The 19158-nt window shown below is 67.9% G+C and carries 17 protein-coding genes; 5 read left to right on the top strand and 12 right to left on the bottom strand.

Annotated elements, in window-relative coordinates; genetic code table 11:
* Positions 1-804, top strand: coding sequence for an acyl-CoA dehydrogenase family protein (locus A5648_RS05370; protein ID WP_065023544.1), 804 nt, complete (start codon positions 1-3; stop codon positions 802-804).
* 69 nt (positions 805-873) lie between these two features.
* Here A5648_RS05370 and A5648_RS05365 read toward each other — a convergent pair whose 3' ends face one another.
* Positions 874-2046: an acyl-CoA dehydrogenase family protein gene (locus A5648_RS05365; RefSeq protein WP_065023564.1), complete on the bottom strand. Its 1173-nt coding sequence runs from the start codon at positions 2044-2046 to the stop codon at positions 874-876.
* A gap of 222 nt (positions 2047-2268) precedes the next feature.
* Between A5648_RS05365 and A5648_RS05360 the strand changes: the two genes are divergently transcribed.
* From A5648_RS05360 to A5648_RS05350, 3 genes are all read left to right on the top strand, one after another.
* On the top strand, positions 2269-2922 hold the full coding sequence (locus tag A5648_RS05360) for a TetR/AcrR family transcriptional regulator (protein ID WP_207511602.1): 654 nt from the start codon (positions 2269-2271) through the stop codon (positions 2920-2922).
* Between the two features lie 173 nt (positions 2923-3095).
* Positions 3096-4553, top strand: a complete 1458-nt coding sequence (locus A5648_RS05355) for an aldehyde dehydrogenase family protein (RefSeq protein WP_065023542.1) — start codon at positions 3096-3098, stop codon at positions 4551-4553.
* 28 nt (positions 4554-4581) lie between these two features.
* Complete coding sequence (locus tag A5648_RS05350; RefSeq protein ID WP_065023563.1) at positions 4582-5652, top strand: NAD(P)H-dependent amine dehydrogenase family protein; 1071 nt, start codon at positions 4582-4584, stop codon at positions 5650-5652.
* Between the two features lie 2 nt (positions 5653-5654).
* Here the strand turns inward: A5648_RS05350 and meaB are convergent, their stop codons facing one another.
* From meaB to A5648_RS05325, 5 genes are read right to left on the bottom strand one after another with little or no spacing between them, the layout of a single operon-like run.
* Entirely contained in the window at positions 5655-6533 is an 879-nt protein-coding gene (gene meaB, locus A5648_RS05345; protein WP_065023541.1) for a methylmalonyl Co-A mutase-associated GTPase MeaB, read from the bottom strand.
* Positions 6534-6541: 8 nt separating this feature from the next.
* Positions 6542-7309: an enoyl-CoA hydratase/isomerase family protein gene (locus A5648_RS05340; protein ID WP_065023540.1), complete on the bottom strand. Its 768-nt coding sequence runs from the start codon at positions 7307-7309 to the stop codon at positions 6542-6544.
* 1 nt (position 7310) lies between these two features.
* Positions 7311-8411 carry an acyl-CoA dehydrogenase family protein gene (locus A5648_RS05335; RefSeq protein WP_065023539.1) on the bottom strand — a complete coding sequence of 367 codons (1101 nt, stop codon included), beginning with the start codon at positions 8409-8411 and terminating at the stop codon, positions 7311-7313.
* On the bottom strand, positions 8398-9303 hold the full coding sequence (locus A5648_RS05330; protein WP_065023538.1) for an acyl-CoA dehydrogenase family protein: 906 nt from the start codon (positions 9301-9303) through the stop codon (positions 8398-8400). The genes A5648_RS05335 and A5648_RS05330 overlap by 14 nt, the downstream gene beginning before the upstream one ends.
* Entirely contained in the window at positions 9288-10706 is a 1419-nt protein-coding gene (locus A5648_RS05325) for a class I adenylate-forming enzyme family protein (RefSeq protein ID WP_065023537.1), read from the bottom strand. Before A5648_RS05325 ends, A5648_RS05330 begins: the two co-directional genes overlap by 16 nt.
* A gap of 71 nt (positions 10707-10777) precedes the next feature.
* Here A5648_RS05325 and A5648_RS05320 point away from each other — a divergent pair, with 71 nt between their 5' ends.
* Complete coding sequence (locus A5648_RS05320) at positions 10778-11791, top strand: ferredoxin--NADP reductase (protein WP_065023562.1); 1014 nt, start codon at positions 10778-10780, stop codon at positions 11789-11791.
* A 10-nt stretch (positions 11792-11801) separates the two neighbouring features.
* Here the strand turns inward: A5648_RS05320 and A5648_RS05315 are convergent, their stop codons facing one another.
* The 6 genes from A5648_RS05315 to A5648_RS05290 are packed head-to-tail and all read right to left on the bottom strand — an operon-like array spanning position 11802 to position 19106.
* Positions 11802-13226 carry an aldehyde dehydrogenase family protein gene (locus A5648_RS05315; RefSeq protein ID WP_065023536.1) on the bottom strand — a complete coding sequence of 475 codons (1425 nt, stop codon included), beginning with the start codon at positions 13224-13226 and terminating at the stop codon, positions 11802-11804.
* A 16-nt stretch (positions 13227-13242) separates the two neighbouring features.
* Entirely contained in the window at positions 13243-14187 is a 945-nt protein-coding gene (locus A5648_RS05310; protein ID WP_065023535.1) for an SDR family NAD(P)-dependent oxidoreductase, read from the bottom strand.
* Positions 14184-15020 carry a TauD/TfdA dioxygenase family protein gene (locus A5648_RS05305; RefSeq protein ID WP_065023534.1) on the bottom strand — a complete coding sequence of 279 codons (837 nt, stop codon included), beginning with the start codon at positions 15018-15020 and terminating at the stop codon, positions 14184-14186. The genes A5648_RS05310 and A5648_RS05305 overlap by 4 nt, the downstream gene beginning before the upstream one ends.
* Positions 15017-16861 (bottom strand): flavin-containing monooxygenase, encoded by a 1845-nt coding sequence (locus A5648_RS05300; RefSeq protein ID WP_065023533.1) that lies wholly within the window; start codon positions 16859-16861, stop codon positions 15017-15019. The genes A5648_RS05305 and A5648_RS05300 overlap by 4 nt, the downstream gene beginning before the upstream one ends.
* Positions 16858-18234 carry an aromatic ring-hydroxylating oxygenase subunit alpha gene (locus tag A5648_RS05295; protein WP_065023532.1) on the bottom strand — a complete coding sequence of 459 codons (1377 nt, stop codon included), beginning with the start codon at positions 18232-18234 and terminating at the stop codon, positions 16858-16860. Before A5648_RS05295 ends, A5648_RS05300 begins: the two co-directional genes overlap by 4 nt.
* Complete coding sequence (locus A5648_RS05290) at positions 18234-19106, bottom strand: SDR family NAD(P)-dependent oxidoreductase (RefSeq protein ID WP_065023531.1); 873 nt, start codon at positions 19104-19106, stop codon at positions 18234-18236. Before A5648_RS05290 ends, A5648_RS05295 begins: the two co-directional genes overlap by 1 nt.
* Positions 19107-19158: the final 52 nt, after the last annotated feature.

Raw genomic sequence — 19158 nt, 5'->3', positions numbered from 1 at the left:
ATGACCACCGGGATGGACACCGCGTCGATCGCTCTGCTGGAAGATGCCCTGCGCAAGACCATGGCGTCGTGTTCCGGCGCCGAGCTGGATGGCGCCCTGGCCGAACTCGGCTGGGCCGAAATGCTTTCCGAGGACCCGGACCTGGCCATCCCGCTGGTCTTCCGGCTGCTCGGCGAGACCGGGGCACACGCCTCTGCGCTCAACGACGTGATACTGGAGACCATCGGCGGCCTGCCCGGCGGCACTCCCCCGATGCCTTACGCCGGCGGCAGCTGGGTGATCTGGGAACGCAGCGTTCACGAGGGCAATCCCGTTCTTGGCGGGCTGCCGCTGCGCGAAGTGCCCGGCGGAGAACTGATGCGGGTGGGTGAGGCGCGCCGCGCGCTGGGCTGGTGGCTGGTCGGCTCGGCGCGGGCAATGCTGGCGCTGGCCCGCCAGCACGCCCTGGACCGGGAGCAGTTCGGTAAACCGATCGCCTCCTTCCAGGCCGTCCGGCACCGGCTCGCCGAAACCCTGGTCGCCATCGAGGGCGCCGAGGCCACCCTCACCGTGCCCGTCAGCGAAAGCCCGGACCTGACCTCCATGCTGGCCAAAGCCGCCGCCGGCAAGGCCGCTCTGACCGCGGCCAAGCACTGCCAGCAGGTGCTCGGCGGCGTCGGATTCACCGCGGAACACGATCTGCACCGCCACATCGAGCGCGTGCTGGTGCTGGACGGATTGCTCGGCAGCGCCCGGGAATTGACCCGCCGGGCCGGCGGCGGCCTGCGAGCCCGCCGCTCGGCACCGCGACTGGTGAATCTCTAACCGCGAGCAGTCGCGAAAGCCCCCAAATCCGAGTGGATTTGGGGGCTTTCGCGACTGCTCGCGCTGGTTTTATCGCGGCAGGCCCAGCACCCGTTGCGCGATGATGTTGCGCTGGATCTCCGAGGTGCCACCGGCGATCGTCCCGGAGAAGCTGCGCAGGTAGCGATCGAACCAGCTCGAGGTCGCGTAGTCCTCGTTCATCGGCGTGTAGGTACCGGAGTTGGCCGGATGCGTCAGCCCGCTGCTGCCGGCCGCGTCGAGCGCGTGCTCGGCGGCGGACTGCACCGCCTCGGAGCCCAGCAGTTTGAGCACCGAGAGCGCCGGGACGTCCTGCTCCCCGCGAGCCGCCTGCGCCAAGGCCACCGAGCCGAGCAGCCCCAGCGCCTGGTTGTCCATCAACAAGGTGGCGAACCGGTCGCGGTTCAGCGCCCCGACCGGCCGCAGGTCATGGATCAGGTCGCGCAGCCGATCGGCGAAGCTCATCCACAGCAGGGTGCGTTCATGGCCGAGTGAGCCGTTGGCCACTCCCCAGCCGCCATTGAGCGGGCCCACCAGGTTCTCGGCGGGCACCTGGACATCGGTGAAGAAGACCTCATTGAAATCGACATCGTCGTGGCCGCATGCCGAGGCGAAGGGCCGTCGCACCACTCCCGGGGCGTCGGTCGGTATCAGCAGCACGCTGATGCCCTTGTGCTTCGGGGCCTCCGGGTCGGTGCGGACGAAGGTCAACAGTACGTCGGCATCGTGGGCGCCCGAGGTCCAGACCTTCTGGCCGTTGACCACGAAGTGGTCGCCGGTCAGCACCGCGCGAGTCTGCAATCCGGCCAGATCCGAGCCCGCACCGGGTTCGCTCATGCCCAAGGAGGCGGTGATCTCGGCCCGCAGGATGGGAACCGCCCACCGCCGCTTCTGCTCCTCGGTGCCGAACGACAGCAGGGACGCCGCGATGATGCCGACCCCCTGCGGGTTGAAGCTGGGGTAGATCCGCCGGCGGGAAAGCTCCTCGGAGTGCACGTATTGCTGCAGAATGCTGGCGTTGCGGCCACCGAATTCGGGAGGGTTGCCGGGCAGCAACCAGCCGTTGTCGAACAACAGGCGCTGCCAGCGCCGCGCCCACTCGGGGACGTGCGAGCACGACCGGGACCGCTCGAGCGCCTCGGCTTCGGTCGGCAGGTGCTCGTCGAGGAACGCCGAGAACTCGGCGCGGAAACTCTCGACATCGGCATCAAAGGTGAGTTGCACCGGCACTCCTCGACTCGTGCGCCCCGGGGTCTTCCGCTGGCGGACCGGCTCGGATCTTGCGAGTCCGCTTCCATAGACGCACGGATGAGAATATCATTCTCGAATGGAGAAGTTGCGATCTCTGAATCGTCACCCCTTGGCCGGTGGCCTGCGGCGCCGGCAGGTTACCGTCCAGTACAGTTGCGCTGTGCCTTGCCTTCCGCACACCAGGCCGGAGTGCCGGTGACCAGCCCGAGCGAAGAACCAGCCTGGAAGCAGCGCGCGGTCGAACGCTCGATCAAAACGGCGAAAATACGTGCGGCCCAACGTGTTCAACGCTTTTTGGATGCTGCGCAGTCAATCATCATCGAAAAGGGCAGCACCGACTTCACCGTCCAGGAAGTCGTCGACCGCTCGCGGCAGTCGCTGCGCAGCTTCTACCTGCAGTTCGACGGCAAGCACGAGTTGCTGCTGGCGCTCTTCGAGGACGCCCTGAGCCGGGCGGCCGAACAGATCCGCGCCGCGACGGCGAACTATCCCGACCCGCTGGAACGCCTCAAGGTCGCCGTCGAGCTGCTGTTCGAGTCGTCCCGCCCGGACCCGGCCGCCAAACGGCCGCTGTTCACCGATTTCGCCCCGAGCCTGCTGCTGACCCACCCCACCGAGGTCAAGGTCGCCCATACCCCGCTGTTGGCGTTGCTCGCCGAGCTGACCGAACAGGCGGCGGCCGCCGGGCAGTTGCGCGCCGGGCCCAACCCCCGGCGGGTGGCCGCGATGATCATGCAGACAGTTATGTTCAACGCCCAATCCAGCCCGGCCTCAACGGATCCGGCGGTCAAGCCGCTGACCGCTGACGAGGTCTGGGATTTCTGCGCACACGGCTTCGCGCGCAACTGAGCGGCCGCCCGGCGCACGTCCGTCGGCGCCGCAGCCGATGCCGTCCGGCGGCCCCGACACGGCCTTTGCCCGGCGCTGGTTTGCGTCGCACCGCCAACCCTGGACTTCCCATGCCGAAACGCATAACCTCATTCTGCGAACGTAATTATCGCTGAATGAGAAGGGGATTATCCATGTCGGTGCAGACGGTGTTGGACGACATTCGGAAAGTCCCCGGCACCGGCGACGTGATTCCGATCATCGATCCGGCCACCGAAGAACAGCTCACCGAGTTCACCGACTGCGGGCCCGAAGCCGTCAACGACGCCGTCGCCCGCGCCAAGGCCACCGCCGAATCCGGGGTGTGGTCGCAGATGGCCGACTACGACCGGGCCAAGGTGCTGTGGCGGATCGCAGACCTGATCGACGAGAACGCCGAGATCCTGGCCGAACTCGAGTCCGTCAACGCGGGCATCCCCGCTTCCCAGGCCGCGATCATCACCAAGGTCGGGTCGGAGTGGTTCCGCTACTACGCCGGCTGGTGCACCAAGATCGACGGCATCGCCCGCGACGTCAACACCGGCGGCCTGACCGGCATCGAGTCACATCAGCACGTCTACACGCTGCGCGAGCCCTACGGCGTGGTGGGGCTGATCTTCCCGTGGAACGGTCCGGTCTTCAACTTCTGCGCCAAGCTGGCTCCGTCGCTGGCCGCCGGCTGCAGCAGCGTCGTCAAGCCGGCCGAGGAGACCCCGCTGTCCGCGCTGGTCTTGAACCGCATCCTGTCCGAAGCCGGGGTGCCCGACGGCGTGGTCAACATGGTGCTCGGCTACGGTCACACCGCCGGCGCGGCGATCACCGCCCATCCCGACGTCGAGAAGGTCGCATTCACCGGATCGACCGAAGTGGGCCGGGAGATCGTGAAAGCCTCGGCCGCAACCAATCTCAACAAGGTGACCCTGGAGCTCGGCGGAAAGTCGCCGGTGCTGATCTACGACGACGCCGATCTGGACATGGCCATCACCATGGCGGCGTTCGGCACCTTCGTGCACTCCGGGCAGGCCTGCGTCTGCGGGTCGCGCATCTTCGCCCAGCGCGGCGTCTACGAGCGGGTCGTGGAGGGCATCGCCAACATGGCCAACAGCATGCAGCTCGGCGGCCCCAAAGACGACGGCGTCATGGTCGGGCCGCTGATCAGCCAGAAGCAGCTCAGCCGGGTGCTGGGTTATCTGGAGCAGGGCAAGGCCGACGGCAATGAGCTGGTCACCGGCGGGCACCGGCTGGACCGCAAGGGCTACTTCGTGCATCCCACCGTCGTCACAGGCGTCGACCCTGACTCCAGCCGGCTGTTCCAGGAGGAGATCTTCGGGCCGGTGGTCACGATCCTGCCGTTCGATGACGACGACGAGGCGATCGCGTTGGCCAACAACAGCACCTACGGTCTGGCCGCCACCGCGTGGACGTCCAACCTGGGCCGGGCCCACCGGCTGGCCAAGCGGCTCAAGGCCGGAACGGTGGGGCTCAACTGCCAGATGCAGTTCGACCACTCGATGCCGTTCGGCGGCTACAAGCAGTCCGGCTGGGGCTACGAGTCCGGCAAGGCCGGCATTGAAACCTACCTCCAGACGAAGATCGTCTGGGCGCAGATGTAGCGCGGGCCGAGAACACGAGGTGATGCACATGCCTACCGTCCCTTACCGAATCGTCCAGTGGACCACCGGAAACGTCGGGAAGAGCTCCGTCCGGGCGATCGCGGCCAATCCGGATTACGAACTCGTCGGGCTCTTCGCGTGGTCGGATGACAAAGTCGGTCGTGACGTCGGCGAGCTGGCCGGCATCGACCGCCTCGGCGTCGCGGCCACCAACGACGCCGCGGCGCTGCTGGCGCTGAAACCCGACTGTGTCGTCTACAACCCGATGTGGATCAACGTCGACGAACTGGTGCAGATCCTTTCGGCCGGCGTCAATGTCGTGACGTCGGCGTCCTTCATCACCGGCCGCAATCTCGGCGATGATCGAGCCCGGCTCGACGAAGCGTGCCGCAAGGGCGGGTCCACCCTGTTCGGTTCCGGAGTCAGTCCCGGCTTCGCCGAGCTGCTGGCGATCGTGGCGGCCACCGCCTGCGACCGGATCGACAAGATCACCATCACCGAATCGGCCGACACCACGCTGTATGACTCCCCCGACACCGAGCGCCCGGTCGGCTTCGGCGTCGCGATCGACGACCCGGATCTGGCGCCGATGGCAGCCAAGGGCACCGCGGTATTCGCCGAGGCGGTGCAGCTGGTCGCCGACGCGATCGGCGTCGAGCTCGACGAGATCACCTGCGTCTCCGAGTACGCGCAGACCACCGAGGATCTGCCGATGGCGTCGTGGACCATCCCGGCGGGCCATGTGGCGGGGGTGTTCGCCAGCTGGCGGGGAATCGCGGGCGGCGAGACCGTGGTCGACATCAATGTGCGGTGGCGCAAAGGCCAGACGCTGCAGCCGGATTGGGAGATGGACGGCGACGGCTGGAGGATCACCATCGACGGCCGCCCGACGGTGAACATGCAGGTCGGCTTCACCCCGCCACCGGACATGATCGCCGCCGCGAAGTCCATCGACGATTTCTTCGAGCTCGGCCACATCATGACCGCGATGCCGCCGATCAACGCCATTCCGGCCGTGGTGGCCGCCGAGCCCGGCATCGCCACCTACAACGATCTGCCGCTTCCGCTGCCGCGCTGGTCGGCTCGCAACCGGTCGTAGAACTACTCGCCGCCGGGCGAGAGCAGCCGCTCGGCCGCCGAGTACGGGTCATCGCTTCCATCGACAACCAGCTCGGCGAGTCGGTGCAGCGCCGGATGGGTTCGCAGCCGGGTCTGGGCCAGCGACAGGATCTGTGAGCGGGCCCGTGCCAACCGGCGCTCCCGGCTGTCGGTGCGGTGATGGGCCTCGATGGTGTCCACCAGCTCATCGAGCCCCTCGCCGCGCGCGGCGATCAGGGTGAGAATCGGTGCGCCGGTGTGCTTCAGCTCGACCCGCAGCTCGCGGACGGTCTGCTGGGCACCCTCGCGGTCGGCCTTGTTGACCACCACGATGTCGGCCACCTCCAGTAACCCGGCCTTGGCGGCCTGGACCGCGTCGCCGGCACCGGGATTGAGCACGACGACCGTCGGGTCGGCGATCGCGGCGATCTCGATCTCGGATTGGCCCACCCCGACCGTCTCCAGCAGCAGCACGTCGTAACCGAGTCCGGCCAGCAGCTGGAGGGCCGCGGGCACCGCTTCGGCCAGCCCGCCGAGGTGTCCGCGGGAGGCCACCGACCGGATCAGCACCGCCGGATCGTTGATGTGCGCGGCCATTCGGATGCGATCGCCGAGCAGTGCGCCGCCGCTGTAGGGCGAGGACGGGTCGACGGCGAGCACCGCGACCCGCAGCCCCCGTTGCCGATACGCCCCGACCAGTGCGGCGATCGTGGTGGACTTGCCCGCGCCGGGCGGCCCGGTCACCCCGATGACCCGGGTGGTGGCGGGCCCGACGGCGGACAGCACCTCGGCCCGCCGGCCGCTTTCGACCAGGCTGAGCAGCCGCCCCGTCGCCCGCACGGATCCATCACGCGCGGCGGCGAGCAACTCGGCGATCGTCATCGCAGGGATCAGTTCTTGTTCGCGGTGAGCCGATCGATGATGTTGTTGAAGTCCTCGGTCTTGAACGACTGGTCTTCGGCCATGTTCGCGAAATCCAGGGTGGCCAGCACCGAGCGCTCCAAGTGGATGTTGAGCAGCCGCTTGGTGCTCTCGACTGCCTGGCGCGGCAGCTCAGCGATGCGTTTGGCGCATGAGATCGCTTCGGCTAGCGGGTCTTCCACGACGTGGTTGGCCAAACCGAGCTCCACTGCCCGCGCGGCCGGGATACGGGCCCCGGTCAGCGCGTACTCCTTGGCCTGCAGCAGGCTCATCTGCAGCGGCCAGGTCAGCGGGCCGCCGTCGGCGGCGACCAGACCCACCTGCACGTGCGGGTCGGCGAGATAGGCGGATTCGGCCATGTAGACGATGTCACTGAGCGCCACCAGGCTGCAGCCCAGCCCGACGGCGGGACCGTTGACCGCGGCGATGACCGGGGTGCGGCAGCGTGCCATACCCAGCACGATCTCACGGCCGTGCAGAATCGTCTTGGCGCGCAGCTTCTCATCGCGGCGCAGCTCGTCGAGGTAGGCGAAGTCGCCGCCCGCGGAGAATGCCCGCCCGCTTCCGGTCAGCACCGCCGCCCTCGCGTCGTGGTCTTCCTCCAGTTGCGCCCAGAGTTTCGCCAGTCCGGTGTGCAGCGCGTCGTTGACGGCATTGAGCGCGTCGGGGCGGTTGAGCGTGATGATCCGCAGCGGGCCGTCGGCGCGCACGTCGATTTCGTCAGGCAGGTCATACATTTCAAACTCCCAATCCCAGGATTCGGCCGGCAATAATGTTCTTCTGGATCTGCGAGGTCCCGCCCATCACACTCTGGGCGCGACTGTAAAGATAGGCGCTGAGCAGGTCGGGATCGTCGACACCGCCGACCGCCAGCGCGGCGTGGCCCACCGACTGCTCCACCCAGGTCATCAGCAACTTGTCCAGCGAGCCTTCCGGTCCGTGCGAAAGCCCGTCGAGCTGTTCGGAGAGCCGGCGGCGCACATGCAATCGCAGCATCTCGGTTTCCACTGCCGCCCAGGCCAATTCCTCCGGAACATCGCCCCCGGCACCCTCGAAGCGACCCGCCATCTGACGGACCAGCTTGCCGTAGCGGGCAGAATAGCCCAGCGTCGACGGTTCGCGCTCATGGCCGACGACGGTCATCGCCAGCTTCCACCCCTCGCCCGGTTCGCCGACCATCTGACTCGCGGGGACGGTGGCACCGTCGAAGAGCACCTGCCCGAATTCGGTGGTGACGCCGTTGATCATCTGCAGCGGCCGCTGTTCGATGCCGGGCTGGTGCATGGAGATGATGAACGCCGAGATACCGCGGTGCCGCGGGGCGTCCTTATCGGTGCGGGCCAGCAGTAGACACCAGTCGGCGACGTCGGAGTAGCTGGTCCAGATCTTGTGTCCGTGAATGACGTAGTCGTCGCCGTCGCGGGTAGCGGTGGTGGTCAGCGACGCCAGATCCGAGCCGGCCCCGGGTTCGGAGAAGCCCTGGCACCAACGCTGCGTTCCGTCGATCATGCCGGGCAGGAATCGTTGCTGCAGTTCGGGACTGGCGTGCCGGCCCAGGCCCACGACCAGGTAGCCCAGGCTTGGCCGCGGCGCGGCACCGGCGGCCGCCAGCTCCTCGTCGACGATCACGTCATAGACCGGTGGCAGCTCCTGGCCGCCGTATTCGCGTGGCCAGGACACCCCGAAGAATCCGGCGCCGTAGAGGGCCTGATGCCATTCGCCTTGGCGCGCCCAGTACTCGTCGTCGCCGGCGGCGGGGAAGGTGCCGGCCCGCTCGGTCAACCAGGACCGAAGCCGGCTGCGGAACTCGGCTTCCTCGGGCGAGTCACGAAAGTCCATCAGCGATCTCCCTTATCGTCACGGGCCACAGGGCCGTCGAGGTCAGTGCCCGCCGCAGGTACACGTGCGCCAGGCATTCCCAGGTGTTGCCGATACCGCCGTGCACCTGAATCGCGGTCTCGCACACCGTCCGAGCGCTGCGGGCGCAATAGATCTTGGCGATGCGGGCGGCGCGCACCGCCTCGGCCGCCTCGGCTTCGTCGACCGCCCAGGCGGCGTGGCGCAGCACGCTCACCGAGCCTTCGATCAGCGCCAGCCCTTCGGCGAGCAGGTGGGCGATCGCCTGATAGCTCCCGATGGGTTTGCCGTACTGCTCCCGAATCTTGGCGTAGTCGCACGCCAAGGCGTGTGCGCCGCGCGCGGTACCAACCAGATCGGCGGCGGTCGTCGCCAGTGCCAGCGCCTGCCAGCGCAACGCATCCCCGGCGCTGAGCTCGCCGGCCTGCTGCAGCGCACCGGCCAGGTCGGCTCCGGTCCGGGTCAGGTCGGCACCGCTGCGCGGCGCACCGACCGGGGCGGTCAGCACCGCATGCTCGCGCAGAGTCGCGGCGTGCGCAGCCCCGCGGGCGTCGATCGCAACATCGTTGAACGCGACCGTGGTCGGCTCTTCACCGAGCGGCAGGTGCCGGCTCAGATCGTCGGCGAGCACCGGCCCGAGGAACGGCACGTCGACCAGGCCGCGCCCGAACTCCTCGGCAACGATCGCCACCTCCACCCCCGACGCGCCGTCGGAGCGCAGCGAGCGCCAACCGGTCTGGGCGACAGTCTTTTCCAAGCGTGTCACCCGAGCGGCATCGTCAAGCTCGGCGACCGAGCCCGGGCCCAGGTCGTCGGCGAGTTTCGCTGCGGCATCCCGCAGTTGGCGCTGCTCAGCATTCAGCCGGACATCCATAGGCGCTCCTTCAGTAGTCGACGCAATAGCTTTCCGGACGGCAGCCGGGGGATCTCGGGTACGACCACCACCCGGCTGAGTCGTTTGTAGGACGCCAGGCGCTCACCCACCAGCGCCGCGAGCTCGGCTTCGTCGACCGGTGCGCGCAGCGTTACCGCCGCGACGACGGCCTCTCCGCCGGCCGCGTCGGGCACCCCGAACACGCCGCAGTCGGACACCGCCGGATGCTCGTGCAGCACCGCCTCGATCTCGGCGGGAGCGACCTGGAAGCCGCGCACCTTGATCATCTCCTTGCAGCGGTCGGTGATCCGCAACCAGCCGTCGGCGTCCAGATAGCCGATGTCGCCGGTGTGAAACCAGCTGTCGCGCAACACTTCTGCGGTCGCCTCGTCGGGAAGGTAGCCGGCCATCAGCGAATCGGAGCGGGCGCGGATCTCACCGGCGACGCCGGGCGGCAGCGGCTCGCCGCTATCCACATCCACCACCTGCAGCTCGACCCCGGGCACCGGCCGCCCGACCGTGTCGAGGCGCGCCGTATCGGTCGGACCGCAGGCGAGCACCGGCAGTTCGCTGGTGCCGTAGGCCGGCACCCATCGGACCCCGGTGCGCCGGGTGACCTCCTCGGCGACGGCGGCGGCGACCGGCGTGGCGCCCCACATGATGAAACGCAGCGACGACAGGTCGAACGCCTCCAGGTCCGGATGGCCGGCGATGGCCAGTGCGATCGGCGCCACCGCCATCTCCACGGTGATCCGGTCTTCACCGATCGTTGCCAACATCACGTCGATGTCGAAACGGCGATGCAGGCGCACCCGCGCCCCGACACTCAATGCGGTCAGGATGTTGAGCAGGCCGAGGATATGCGACGGCGGCGTCGCGACCTGGATCCGGTCGTCGGCGGTCAGCCCCAGGGCATCGCGCCAGTGCCGCACGCCCGCGGCAAGCGAGGCATGGGTGTGCCGCACCGCTTTGGGCAGCCCGGTGGTGCCGGAGCTGAACACCAGCAGTGCGTCGGCGCGGGGATCGACCGGCGGCGGGCCGGCGGCCGGGGCAGCGGAGACCGGTTCGTCCAGATGCCGCATCGGCATCAGCTCGGCCAGCACCGGAAGGTCGCCGAGCGCGTAGCGGGGTTCGGTCAGGGCCAGGGCGTGCGCCACCTCGTCGCGCTTCCAGGCGGGGCTGATCAGGGCGGCGACGGCCCCCAGCCGCCAGATGGCGCACACGGCGATGACGAACTCGGGCCGGTTCGAGGCCATCAGCGCCACCCGGTCGCCGGCGCGGACACCGTCGCCGGCCAGGGCGGCTGCCAGCGCATCGGCGCGTGCGTCGAGCTCCGGCAACGGCAACTGCCGGTCCTCGAACGCGAGCACCGCGGTGGATGGCGCAGGCAACCCAGACAACATTTGAGAAGATCCTATCGGTTTGAGAGAATAGTATTCTCTGTAACGAAGAACGCAAACCGGAAGGGGTGGTCATGGCGGTCACTCATGTTTTCCAGCGGGCAACCGTGACCCGCATCGTCAAAGAGACCTCCGACGCTTACACGTTCGTGCTGGCGCCGCACCAGACTCCGTTCGCCTACCGAGCCGGCCAGTACGCGACGTTTCAGGTCAACGTCGGCGGCGAGGAGCTCTACCGGTCCTACTCGATGTCGAGTGCGCCGGAGACCGACTCCGAGCTGATGACCACGGTCAAGCGGGTTCCCGGCGGGAAGGTGTCGAACTGGCTGCTGGACAACGTCGCCGAAGGCGACGAACTGACCATGACCCGCGCGGCCGGCACCTTCTGCCTGGATCCCTCGGACACCCCGCTGCTGGGGTTCTCCGGCGGGAGCGGGATCACACCGATCCTGTCGCTGGCCAAGAGTGCGCTGGCGGGCACCGATCGCACCGTACGGCTGCTCTGTGCCGACCGGGACTCCTCATCGGCGATCTTCGACGATGCGCTCAGTGAGCTCGCTGACCGCTACCCGGGCCGACTGTCGGTGCAGCGGCACCGCGACGACACCGACGGACTGCTGGATGCGGCCGCCGTCGCCGCGTTCGTCGGCGACGACACCGGCGCCGACTGCTACCTGTGCGGCCCGGAGGGCTTCATGGCGGTGGTGCGGGGGAACTGGCCGGGACCGGGCCGGCTGTTCGTCGAGGACTTCGACACCACGGCTACACCGGAAGCGCCCGCCACCGAAGGCTCGACCGACACCGCGGCCGAGGTGAGCGGGACGGTGACGATTCACCTGGGCCGCAAGCAGGCGTCGGTGCCCCGGGTCGCCGGCGAGACCCTGCTGCAAAGCGCCCGGCGGGCCGGGCTGGCGCCGCCGTTCTCCTGCGAGGCCGGCAACTGCGGAACCTGCATCGCCCACATCAGCGAGGGCTGCGCGAAGATGATCGCCAACACCGCGCTCGATGACGACGAAGTCGCCGACGGCTATATCCTGACCTGCCAGGGCGTGCCCGAAGGCGGCTCGATCACCGTGCACTACGAGTGATTTTCGGGCCTCAGCCCGCCCCGCACCCCAGGGTGCTCTTGATCTCCAGGTATTCCTGGAACCCGGCGTCGCTCCATTCCCGGCCGTTGCCGCTGCGCTTGTAACCGCCGAACGGCGCGTTCATGTCGAAGGCGTGGTTGATGGTCACCCACCCGGCCCGGATCCGCCGGGCCACCGCACGCGCGGTATCGGCGTCGGCGCCGGAGACGTAGCCGGCCAGGCCGTAGTCGGTGTCGTTGGCGATCTCCACCGCCTCGTCCACGTCGTCGTAGCCCAGGATGCACAGCACCGGCCCGAAGATTTCTTCGCGCGCGATCGTCATCTGGTTGTTCACGTGCGCAAAGACCGTCGGTTGGACGTAGTAGCCGGTGTCGAGGCCGTCCGGACGTCCCGCGCCGCCGGCGGCGACCGTCGCGCCTTCGGCGATGCCCTTCTCGATCAGGCTCTGCACCTTCTCGAACTGCGTCTGGGACGCCACCGGCCCGATGGCGCGGGCATCGTCGGGATCGCCCACCTTCACCTGTCCGGCCACCGCGTTGGCAATCGCGATCGCCTCGTCCATCCGGGAGTTCGGCACCAGCATGCGCGACGGCGCGTTGCAGCTCTGCCCGGAGTTGACCATCATGTTCGCCACGCCGGCGGTGACGCTGTCGACGAACGCATCGTCGTCGAGCACGATGTTGGGACTCTTCCCGCCGAGCTCCTGCGTCACCCGTTTCACCGTGGGCGCGGCGTTCTCGGCCACCGACACCCCGGCCCGGGTCGACCCGGTGAACGACACCATGTCGATGTCGGGGTGCTGCGCCAGGGCCACCCCCACGCCGGGACCGTCGCCGTTGACCATGTTGTACACCCCGGCCGGAACGCCTGCGGCGGCCATGATCTCGGTGAAGATGTAGGCGGAGAACGGCGCCACCTCCGAGGGCTTCAGCACCATGGTGCAGCCGGTGGCCAACGCCGGATAGACCTTCACCGCGATCTGGTTCAGCGGCCAGTTCCACGGGGTGATCAGGCCGCACACGCCGATCGGCTCCCGGGTCACCAGCGTGTCACCGCGCTGTTCTTCGAAGGAGAAGTTCTTCAGCGCGTCGATCGCCGTGAGCATGTGGCCGATGCCCAGCTGCACCTGAGCTCCGGCGGCCAGCGCCGGCGGAGCCCCCATCTCCTCGTGCACCGCGTCGGCGAGATCGGCACTGCGGCGCTGGTATTCGGCCAGGATCGACTGCAGCAGATCCAACCGCTCGGTGCGGCTGGTCTGCGACCAGCTCGCGAAGGCCCGGCGGGCCGCGGCGACCGCGCGGTCGACGTCGGCGGACGAACCCAGCGAGATCGTGCCGCAGCGCTGCTCGGTGGCGGGGTTCTCCACGTCGAGGGTCTTCGGCTCGGCCGGGTCCACCCATTGCCCGTCGATGTAGAACTTGAGGTATTCGCGCATCACTACTCTCCTTCGACTACTGGGTTTCCTCGGGCTGAGGTCGGCCGGCGTGCGCCAGGCCGAAGCTGTAGCGGATGTGGTCGGCGTGACCGTCCGGCACCACCGGGAAGATCACCGGGGCACCGACATCCCGGATCTCCTCGATCCGTTCGCCGACCTGGCCGATGGTCCACGACGGCTGGTACACGCCGGGGCTTTCGGCCACCACCGCCCGGGCCACCCGGCCCGCCAGCGCGATCAGCACTTCGCCGGTGACCGAACAGGACTCGTGCGCAAGCCAGCCCACCACGGGTGCGACCAGCTCCGGTTGCATCGGCGGATAGCCGGAGGTGTCGATGCCCTCGGCCATCCGCGTCACCGCCGCCGGAACCACGACGTTGCACCGGACCCCGGCCGCTGCGCCCTCCAGAGCCACGACGTTGCTCAGCCCGACCACGCCTGCCTTGGCGGCCGCATAGTTGGCCACGCCGCAGTTGCCGTAGAGGCCGCCGATCGAGGAGGTCAGCACGATGCGACCGTAGCCCGCATCGCACATCACCGGGAAGGCCGGGCGCACGACGTGGAACGCGCCCCGCAGGTGCACGTCGAGGACGGCGTCGAAATCCTCGTAGCTCATCTGCCGCAATGAGCCGCGGCGGACGTTGCCGGCGTTGTGGATCAGCACGTCGAGCCGGCCGTAGTGCTCGAGTGCGGCGGCGACGATGGCCTGCCCGCCTTGCGGGGTCGCCACCGAGGCGGTGCACGCGATCGCGTCGCCGCCGGCCGCCCGGATCTCCCCGGCCACCTCCGCGGCCGCCTCGACGCGCACGCCGTCGCCGGTGAGATCGGCGCCGGTGTCATTGACGACGACGCGGGCACCCCGCTCCGCCAGCAGTTGCGCGTAGGCGCGCCCCAGACCCCGCCCGGCACCGGTCACGACGGCGACGCGGCCGTCGAAACCGGACTCGTGAGGTCTGCTCAAGCGAATGGTTCCTCGCCGGCGAGCTTGGTCCGGTGCAGCATCCGGCCCGAGGCGGGATCGTAGGGGCGGGCCCGGTGCAGCGTCCCGGTGTTGTCCCACATGACCAGGTCCCCGACCGACCACTGGTGCCGGTAGACGAACTGCGGCTGGGTGGCCCAGTCGCGAAGCCGCACCAGGGTTTTGGTGCTCTCGGAGTACTCCATCCCGACGACGTGGCTGGCGGTGCAGCCCAGGATCAACGACTTGCGTCCGGAGCGGTGCGTCCAGACCAGCGGCAGCTCGCACTGGCCGATCGCCATCATCTGTCGCAGCGTAGCGGCTGCCGGCTCGGGGTCGTAGTACAACAGTGAGTTCCACGCCGAGTGCATCGCCCGCAACGAACCCAGCTGCTGCTTGTCCTCTTCGGGCAGCGCATCGTAGGCGGCGTAGGTGTTGCAGAATTCGGTGTCACCGCCGCCGTCGGCCGGCAGCACCTTGCTCGACAGCAGTGACGCGAGGATCGGCACCTCGTTCATCGTGCCGTCCAGGTGCCAGTAGAAGGATCCCTTGAGGTAATCGGCCTGCTTGTTGACGTTGGTGTCCAGGGTGACGTCGTAGACGGCCTCACCGTCCCGCTCGGGCGCCAGCGTGCCCAGCGTTTCGGTGAAGGCGATCTGTTCGGCGTCGGTGAATCCGATCTGAGGGAACACCAGCACGCCGCGCTGTTCGAGAAGCTCGCGGATCGCCCCGGCATGGTCGCCGGACAGCAGCGCTTCCTTATCGGCGTGGACCTCGGTGGCGATGTGCTCGGTGAGGTCCCGTGTCGACAACGTGGTCGTCGTCTTCGATGTCATTGCAGTTCCATACCTTTCAGGTCGCCCGCCTCGCGCCAGTGCTTCAACAGATCATCGAAGGCGTAGAACCCCGGTGAGTACACCTCGCCCAGGAACGAGCGGCTGGCGTCGCCGAATCCACGGCCCTCGTTGTTGTAATAGCCGGGCGTGCATGACAAGTCGAACGCCGAATTGTCGAATGCCAACTCCCGGATGGTGTTCACCCAGGCGTCTTGCCCCTCCTGACTGGGCTCGACGACCGTCGCTCCCCGTTTGAGAGCCTCGGCGATGATGTAGGCGATGTGCTCGGCCTGCTGCTCGAACATCGCGGTGGTGTTGGCAGACACGCCGCCCTGGATGAAACCGGTGTGGAACTGGTTGGGGAACCCGCGGCTGGTCATCCCATGCAGGGTCTGGAACCCGTCGCGCCAGTGGTCGAACAGCGATACCCCGTCGCGGCCTTCGATGACGTCCATCGCGTACCGACGGCTGATCTCCGTGGAGATCTCGAAACCACTGGCGAAGATGACGCAGTCGACCTCGTACTCGACTCCTCCCGCGACAATGCCCTTTTCCGTAAGTCTTTCGACGCCCTTGGATTCAGCCACGTCGACCAGCGTGACGTTGGGCCGATTGAACGCGGGCAGGTAGGTGTCGCTGGAGGTCGGGCGCTTGCACATGAACCGGTAGTACGGCTTGAGCGCTTCGGCGGTCTGCGGATCCTCGACGATGTCGGCGATCCTGCGCCGCAGCCGCTCCATGATCTTGTAGTCCTCCTCCTCCCGCATCGCCATGATCTCCTCGACGCCCAGCGCCGTCGGGTCGGGACTGGCGCCGATGCGAGCGGTCAGGTTGCGACCCAACTCGGTCCAGAAGTCGCACACCATATCGGGGGCATCGAACACCACGCCCTCGAACGGCGACCAGCGATGAAAGTTGCGCTTGCGTTCGGCCTGCCAACCCGGCTGCAGCGACGCGGCCCACTGTGGGTCGGTGGGCTCATTGCCGCGGAAGTCCACCGACGACGGTGTTCGCTGGAAAACATACAGCTGCTTGGCATCCCGGCCTAGGTGCGGGACCAGCTGCACACCGGTAGCGCCGGTGCCGACCAGTGCCACGCGCTTGTCGGCCAGCTTGTCCAAGCCGCCGTTGGCGTCGCCGCCGGTGTAGTCGTAATCCCAGCGGGCCGAGTGGAAGACATGGCCGCCCGCGGTCATGAAGTCCTTGATCCCTGCGATGCCGGGCAACTTGGGCCGGTTGTAGGAGCCCTGCGCCATCACCACGAAATGCGCCCGCAGGTCGTCACCCCGGTTCGTCGTGAGCCGCCAGCGCTTGATCTCCTCGTCCCAGCGGACGGTGCGTACCTGGGTAGAGAAGATCGCCCCGTCATAGAGGCCGAAGTGCTTTCCGATGTTCTGGCAGTGGCCGAAGATCTCGGCGCCGTCGGCGAACTTCTTGGACGGAATGAAGTCGAGCTCTTCGAGCATCGGGATATAGCAGTAGGCGTCGTTGTCGCACTGGATTCCGGGGAAGCGGTTCCAGTACCAGACGCCGCCGAAGTCGCCGGCCATCTCGATGACCCGTACATCCTGCACGCCGGCCTTCTTCAGGTAGGCGCCGGCCAGCAGTCCGGCTATGCCACCGCCGAGGACCACGACTTCGATGTGGGCATCGATGGGTTCACGCGGAGTCACCGCGGTGTGCGGATCGACCTCGGCGAACTCCACGAAGTCATCCTTGAGTTCAAGGTACTGACTCGAGCCGTCGGAGCGAACGCGTTTGGCACGCTCGGCGGCGTACTTGCGCCGGAGCGCTTCGATGTCGACGTCGTCCGGGGTCTGGGTCGGCGGGCAGTCCGTCATCGATCGTTTCCTGTCGGGATCTCTTGAGGCGCACCGGCGCCCATGTACTTCGCCAACTGGTGGTGCAGGTTGACGATGGCGCGTTCCCGGTACGGGTTGGGCCTGGCGCCTTGATAACCAAGCGATTTCATCCCCTGCTGAACCGCAGCCATGTTGGAGAAGTCCTGCGGCAGCACCGAACGCCAGCCCGGGTCACCCACCGGGGTGTACTCCCATTGGGTCTGCGGCTCTTCGCCTTTCGGGAACAGCTCGAACACCGAGACTTCGAAGAGGCACTTGTCGGGGTTGTAGCTGGGATGCGGTCGTGCGCTGTAGCACAGGGCGCTGGTGAGGCCCTGGCCGATCTGGAAGTTCGGGAAGATCTGCCAGGCGGTCCCGGCCTGCCCGAGCACGTCGGCGGGAATCGTCGGCCAGATGACCCCGCGGGCCTCGTCGTCACGGCGTGCCGAGGCCAGCCAGTGCTCCAGGACCTTGTCGGCCGGGGTGCCCTCCGGCAACTCGTCGACCAACCGCTTGGCGGCGTTCACCAGCGTCGCCGTGGTGGTGGCGTTGGTCTCCTCCATGGTGTAGATCTGCATCTCCGCGGTCGACACCCGTGGGTCAGCGCCGGTGCCGAGCCGGATCTTGGACTTGGTGGTCTCCAGGTCGTCGGGAGCGTCGTAGCCGATGTTGCTGTGCTTGCCCTGCGCTTTGGCCCAGCCCTTGAATTCGCCGAACCGGTTGAACTCCGGATGGGTCGTATAGACGTGGTAGGTCTCGTTGAAGGCCTCCATGGCGACCTTCCAGTTGCAGTCGAATTCCAGCCACTTGCGCCACTTGTAGCGCATGTTCTCCAGTCCGAACGGGTCGAGGATCTTGGCCGCCGGGAACAGGTAGTCGGCGAGCGGTTCGCAGTCCGGATCCATGTTGATCCAGACCCAGCCACCCCAGGTGTCGACGCGCACCGGCCGCAGATGGGTGTTCTCGCGCGTCAGCGCGCCCTGCCAGTCGTCCTGTTCGCGGATGTGGGTGCATGCCCCGTCCAACCCGTAGGTCCAGCCGTGGAAGCCGCAGACGAACGACTTACGGGTGCGCGCGCAGGCGTTCTTCGCCCCGGCGGGGGTGTCCACCAGCCGGCGGCCGCGGTGCATGCAGACGTTGTGGTGGGCCCGAAATTCGTTCGACCCGGTGCGCACCACGATGATCGAGTCGTCGAGGATGTCGTAGGTGAGGTAGCTGCCCACCTCCGGCAGATCCTCGACCCGCCCGGCCTGCTGCCAGACCACGCGCCACAACTTGTCCCGCTCGGCGCGGGCGTAGTCGCCACACGTGTAGGCCTCGACGCCGATCGTCATCGGTTGCGAGAGTTCTTCGGCCGCTTGCGGATCGGTCATCACATCCTCCTCATCGCCGCGCGGAAGGTTTCGTCCTTGAGGAACAGCGAGGTGTTGTCGGCGGCGAGGTGGCTCCATTTGAGGTCGAGCCCGCCGTCGACCAGCAGCGTCTGGCCGGTGATGTAGCTGGACAGCTCGGAGAGCAGAAACAGGATCGGGCCGGCCTGCTCCTCGGGCCGCCCGCGGCGTCCCATCGCGATCGCCCGCCGGTCGCGGTCGGGATCGTCGTCGACATAGGTTCCGGACGCCGCCGTCTCGGTGACCCCGGGGGCCACCGCGTTGACCCGGATTCCGGCCGCGGCGAGTTCGAGCGCCATGGTGCGGGTCATCGCGACCACGGCGGCTTTGGCGGTGCCGTAGGCGATATGGAACGGCGCGGTGTTCATCCCGCTGATCGAGGAGATCGACACGATCGAGCCCGGTCGCTGCTGGGACACCAGTTCGGCGGCGACCGCGCGGCTCATGAAGAACGCCGTTTCGAGGTTGTGCGCGAAGATCTCCCGCCACTCCGAGCGCGTTACCCGGGTAGCGGGCATCCAGGTCGACGGCGCAGCGCCACCTGCGACGTTGACCAGGCCGTAGAGCTCACCGTCGGCCCGGCGCGCCGCATCGAGAACCGCGGCGATGCCCTCGTCGGTGGCGGCGTCGGCGGCCACCGGCAGCACCGGCAGGCCCTGGGCGGCCAGCGGCGCGACGTGTTCGTCGAGGTTGTCCGCCGAGCGGCTCACCGCGATCACGGTGGCGCCGGCGCGCGCCGCCATCGCGGTGATCGTCGTACCGATGCCCCCACCACCGGCTCCCGACACCACGATGACGCGGCCTTCAAGGCCCAGCAGGTCCACGTGGCCCAGGAGGCTGGAGTGATCCGCCATGACCCGCTTTCTCCTGGAACGGACAGCAGATCCGCACGCTCCCGGCAGTCTC

The organism is Mycolicibacter sinensis (assembly GCF_001673565.1).
In the GTDB taxonomy this organism is placed as follows: Bacteria; Actinomycetota; Actinomycetes; order Mycobacteriales; family Mycobacteriaceae; genus Mycobacterium; species Mycobacterium sinense_C.
The sequence above is the reverse complement of the archived record's forward strand: the minus strand, read 5'-3'. Positions and strand labels throughout refer to the sequence as shown.

Bases quoted from the DNA above. Each gene is read 5' to 3' on its own strand.
- A5648_RS05370 (WP_065023544.1), top strand. From the start codon at position 1: ATGACCACCGGGATGGACACCGCGTCGATCGCTCTGCTGGAAGATGCC.
- A5648_RS05355 (WP_065023542.1), top strand. From the start codon at position 3,096: ATGTCGGTGCAGACGGTGTTGGACGACATTCGGAAAGTCCCCGGCACC.
- A5648_RS05350 (WP_065023563.1), top strand. From the start codon at position 4,582: ATGCCTACCGTCCCTTACCGAATCGTCCAGTGGACCACCGGAAACGTC.
- meaB (WP_065023541.1), bottom strand. From the start codon at position 6,533: ATGACGATCGCCGAGTTGCTCGCCGCCGCGCGTGATGGATCCGTGCGG.
- A5648_RS05340 (WP_065023540.1), bottom strand. From the start codon at position 7,309: ATGTATGACCTGCCTGACGAAATCGACGTGCGCGCCGACGGCCCGCTG.
- A5648_RS05335 (WP_065023539.1), bottom strand. From the start codon at position 8,411: ATGGACTTTCGTGACTCGCCCGAGGAAGCCGAGTTCCGCAGCCGGCTT.
- A5648_RS05330 (WP_065023538.1), bottom strand. From the start codon at position 9,303: ATGGATGTCCGGCTGAATGCTGAGCAGCGCCAACTGCGGGATGCCGCA.
- A5648_RS05325 (WP_065023537.1), bottom strand. From the start codon at position 10,706: ATGTTGTCTGGGTTGCCTGCGCCATCCACCGCGGTGCTCGCGTTCGAG.
- A5648_RS05320 (WP_065023562.1), top strand. From the start codon at position 10,778: ATGGCGGTCACTCATGTTTTCCAGCGGGCAACCGTGACCCGCATCGTC.
- A5648_RS05315 (WP_065023536.1), bottom strand. From the start codon at position 13,226: ATGCGCGAATACCTCAAGTTCTACATCGACGGGCAATGGGTGGACCCG.
- A5648_RS05305 (WP_065023534.1), bottom strand. From the start codon at position 15,020: ATGACATCGAAGACGACGACCACGTTGTCGACACGGGACCTCACCGAG.
- A5648_RS05300 (WP_065023533.1), bottom strand. From the start codon at position 16,861: ATGACGGACTGCCCGCCGACCCAGACCCCGGACGACGTCGACATCGAA.
- A5648_RS05295 (WP_065023532.1), bottom strand. From the start codon at position 18,234: ATGACCGATCCGCAAGCGGCCGAAGAACTCTCGCAACCGATGACGATC.
- A5648_RS05290 (WP_065023531.1), bottom strand. From the start codon at position 19,106: ATGGCGGATCACTCCAGCCTCCTGGGCCACGTGGACCTGCTGGGCCTT.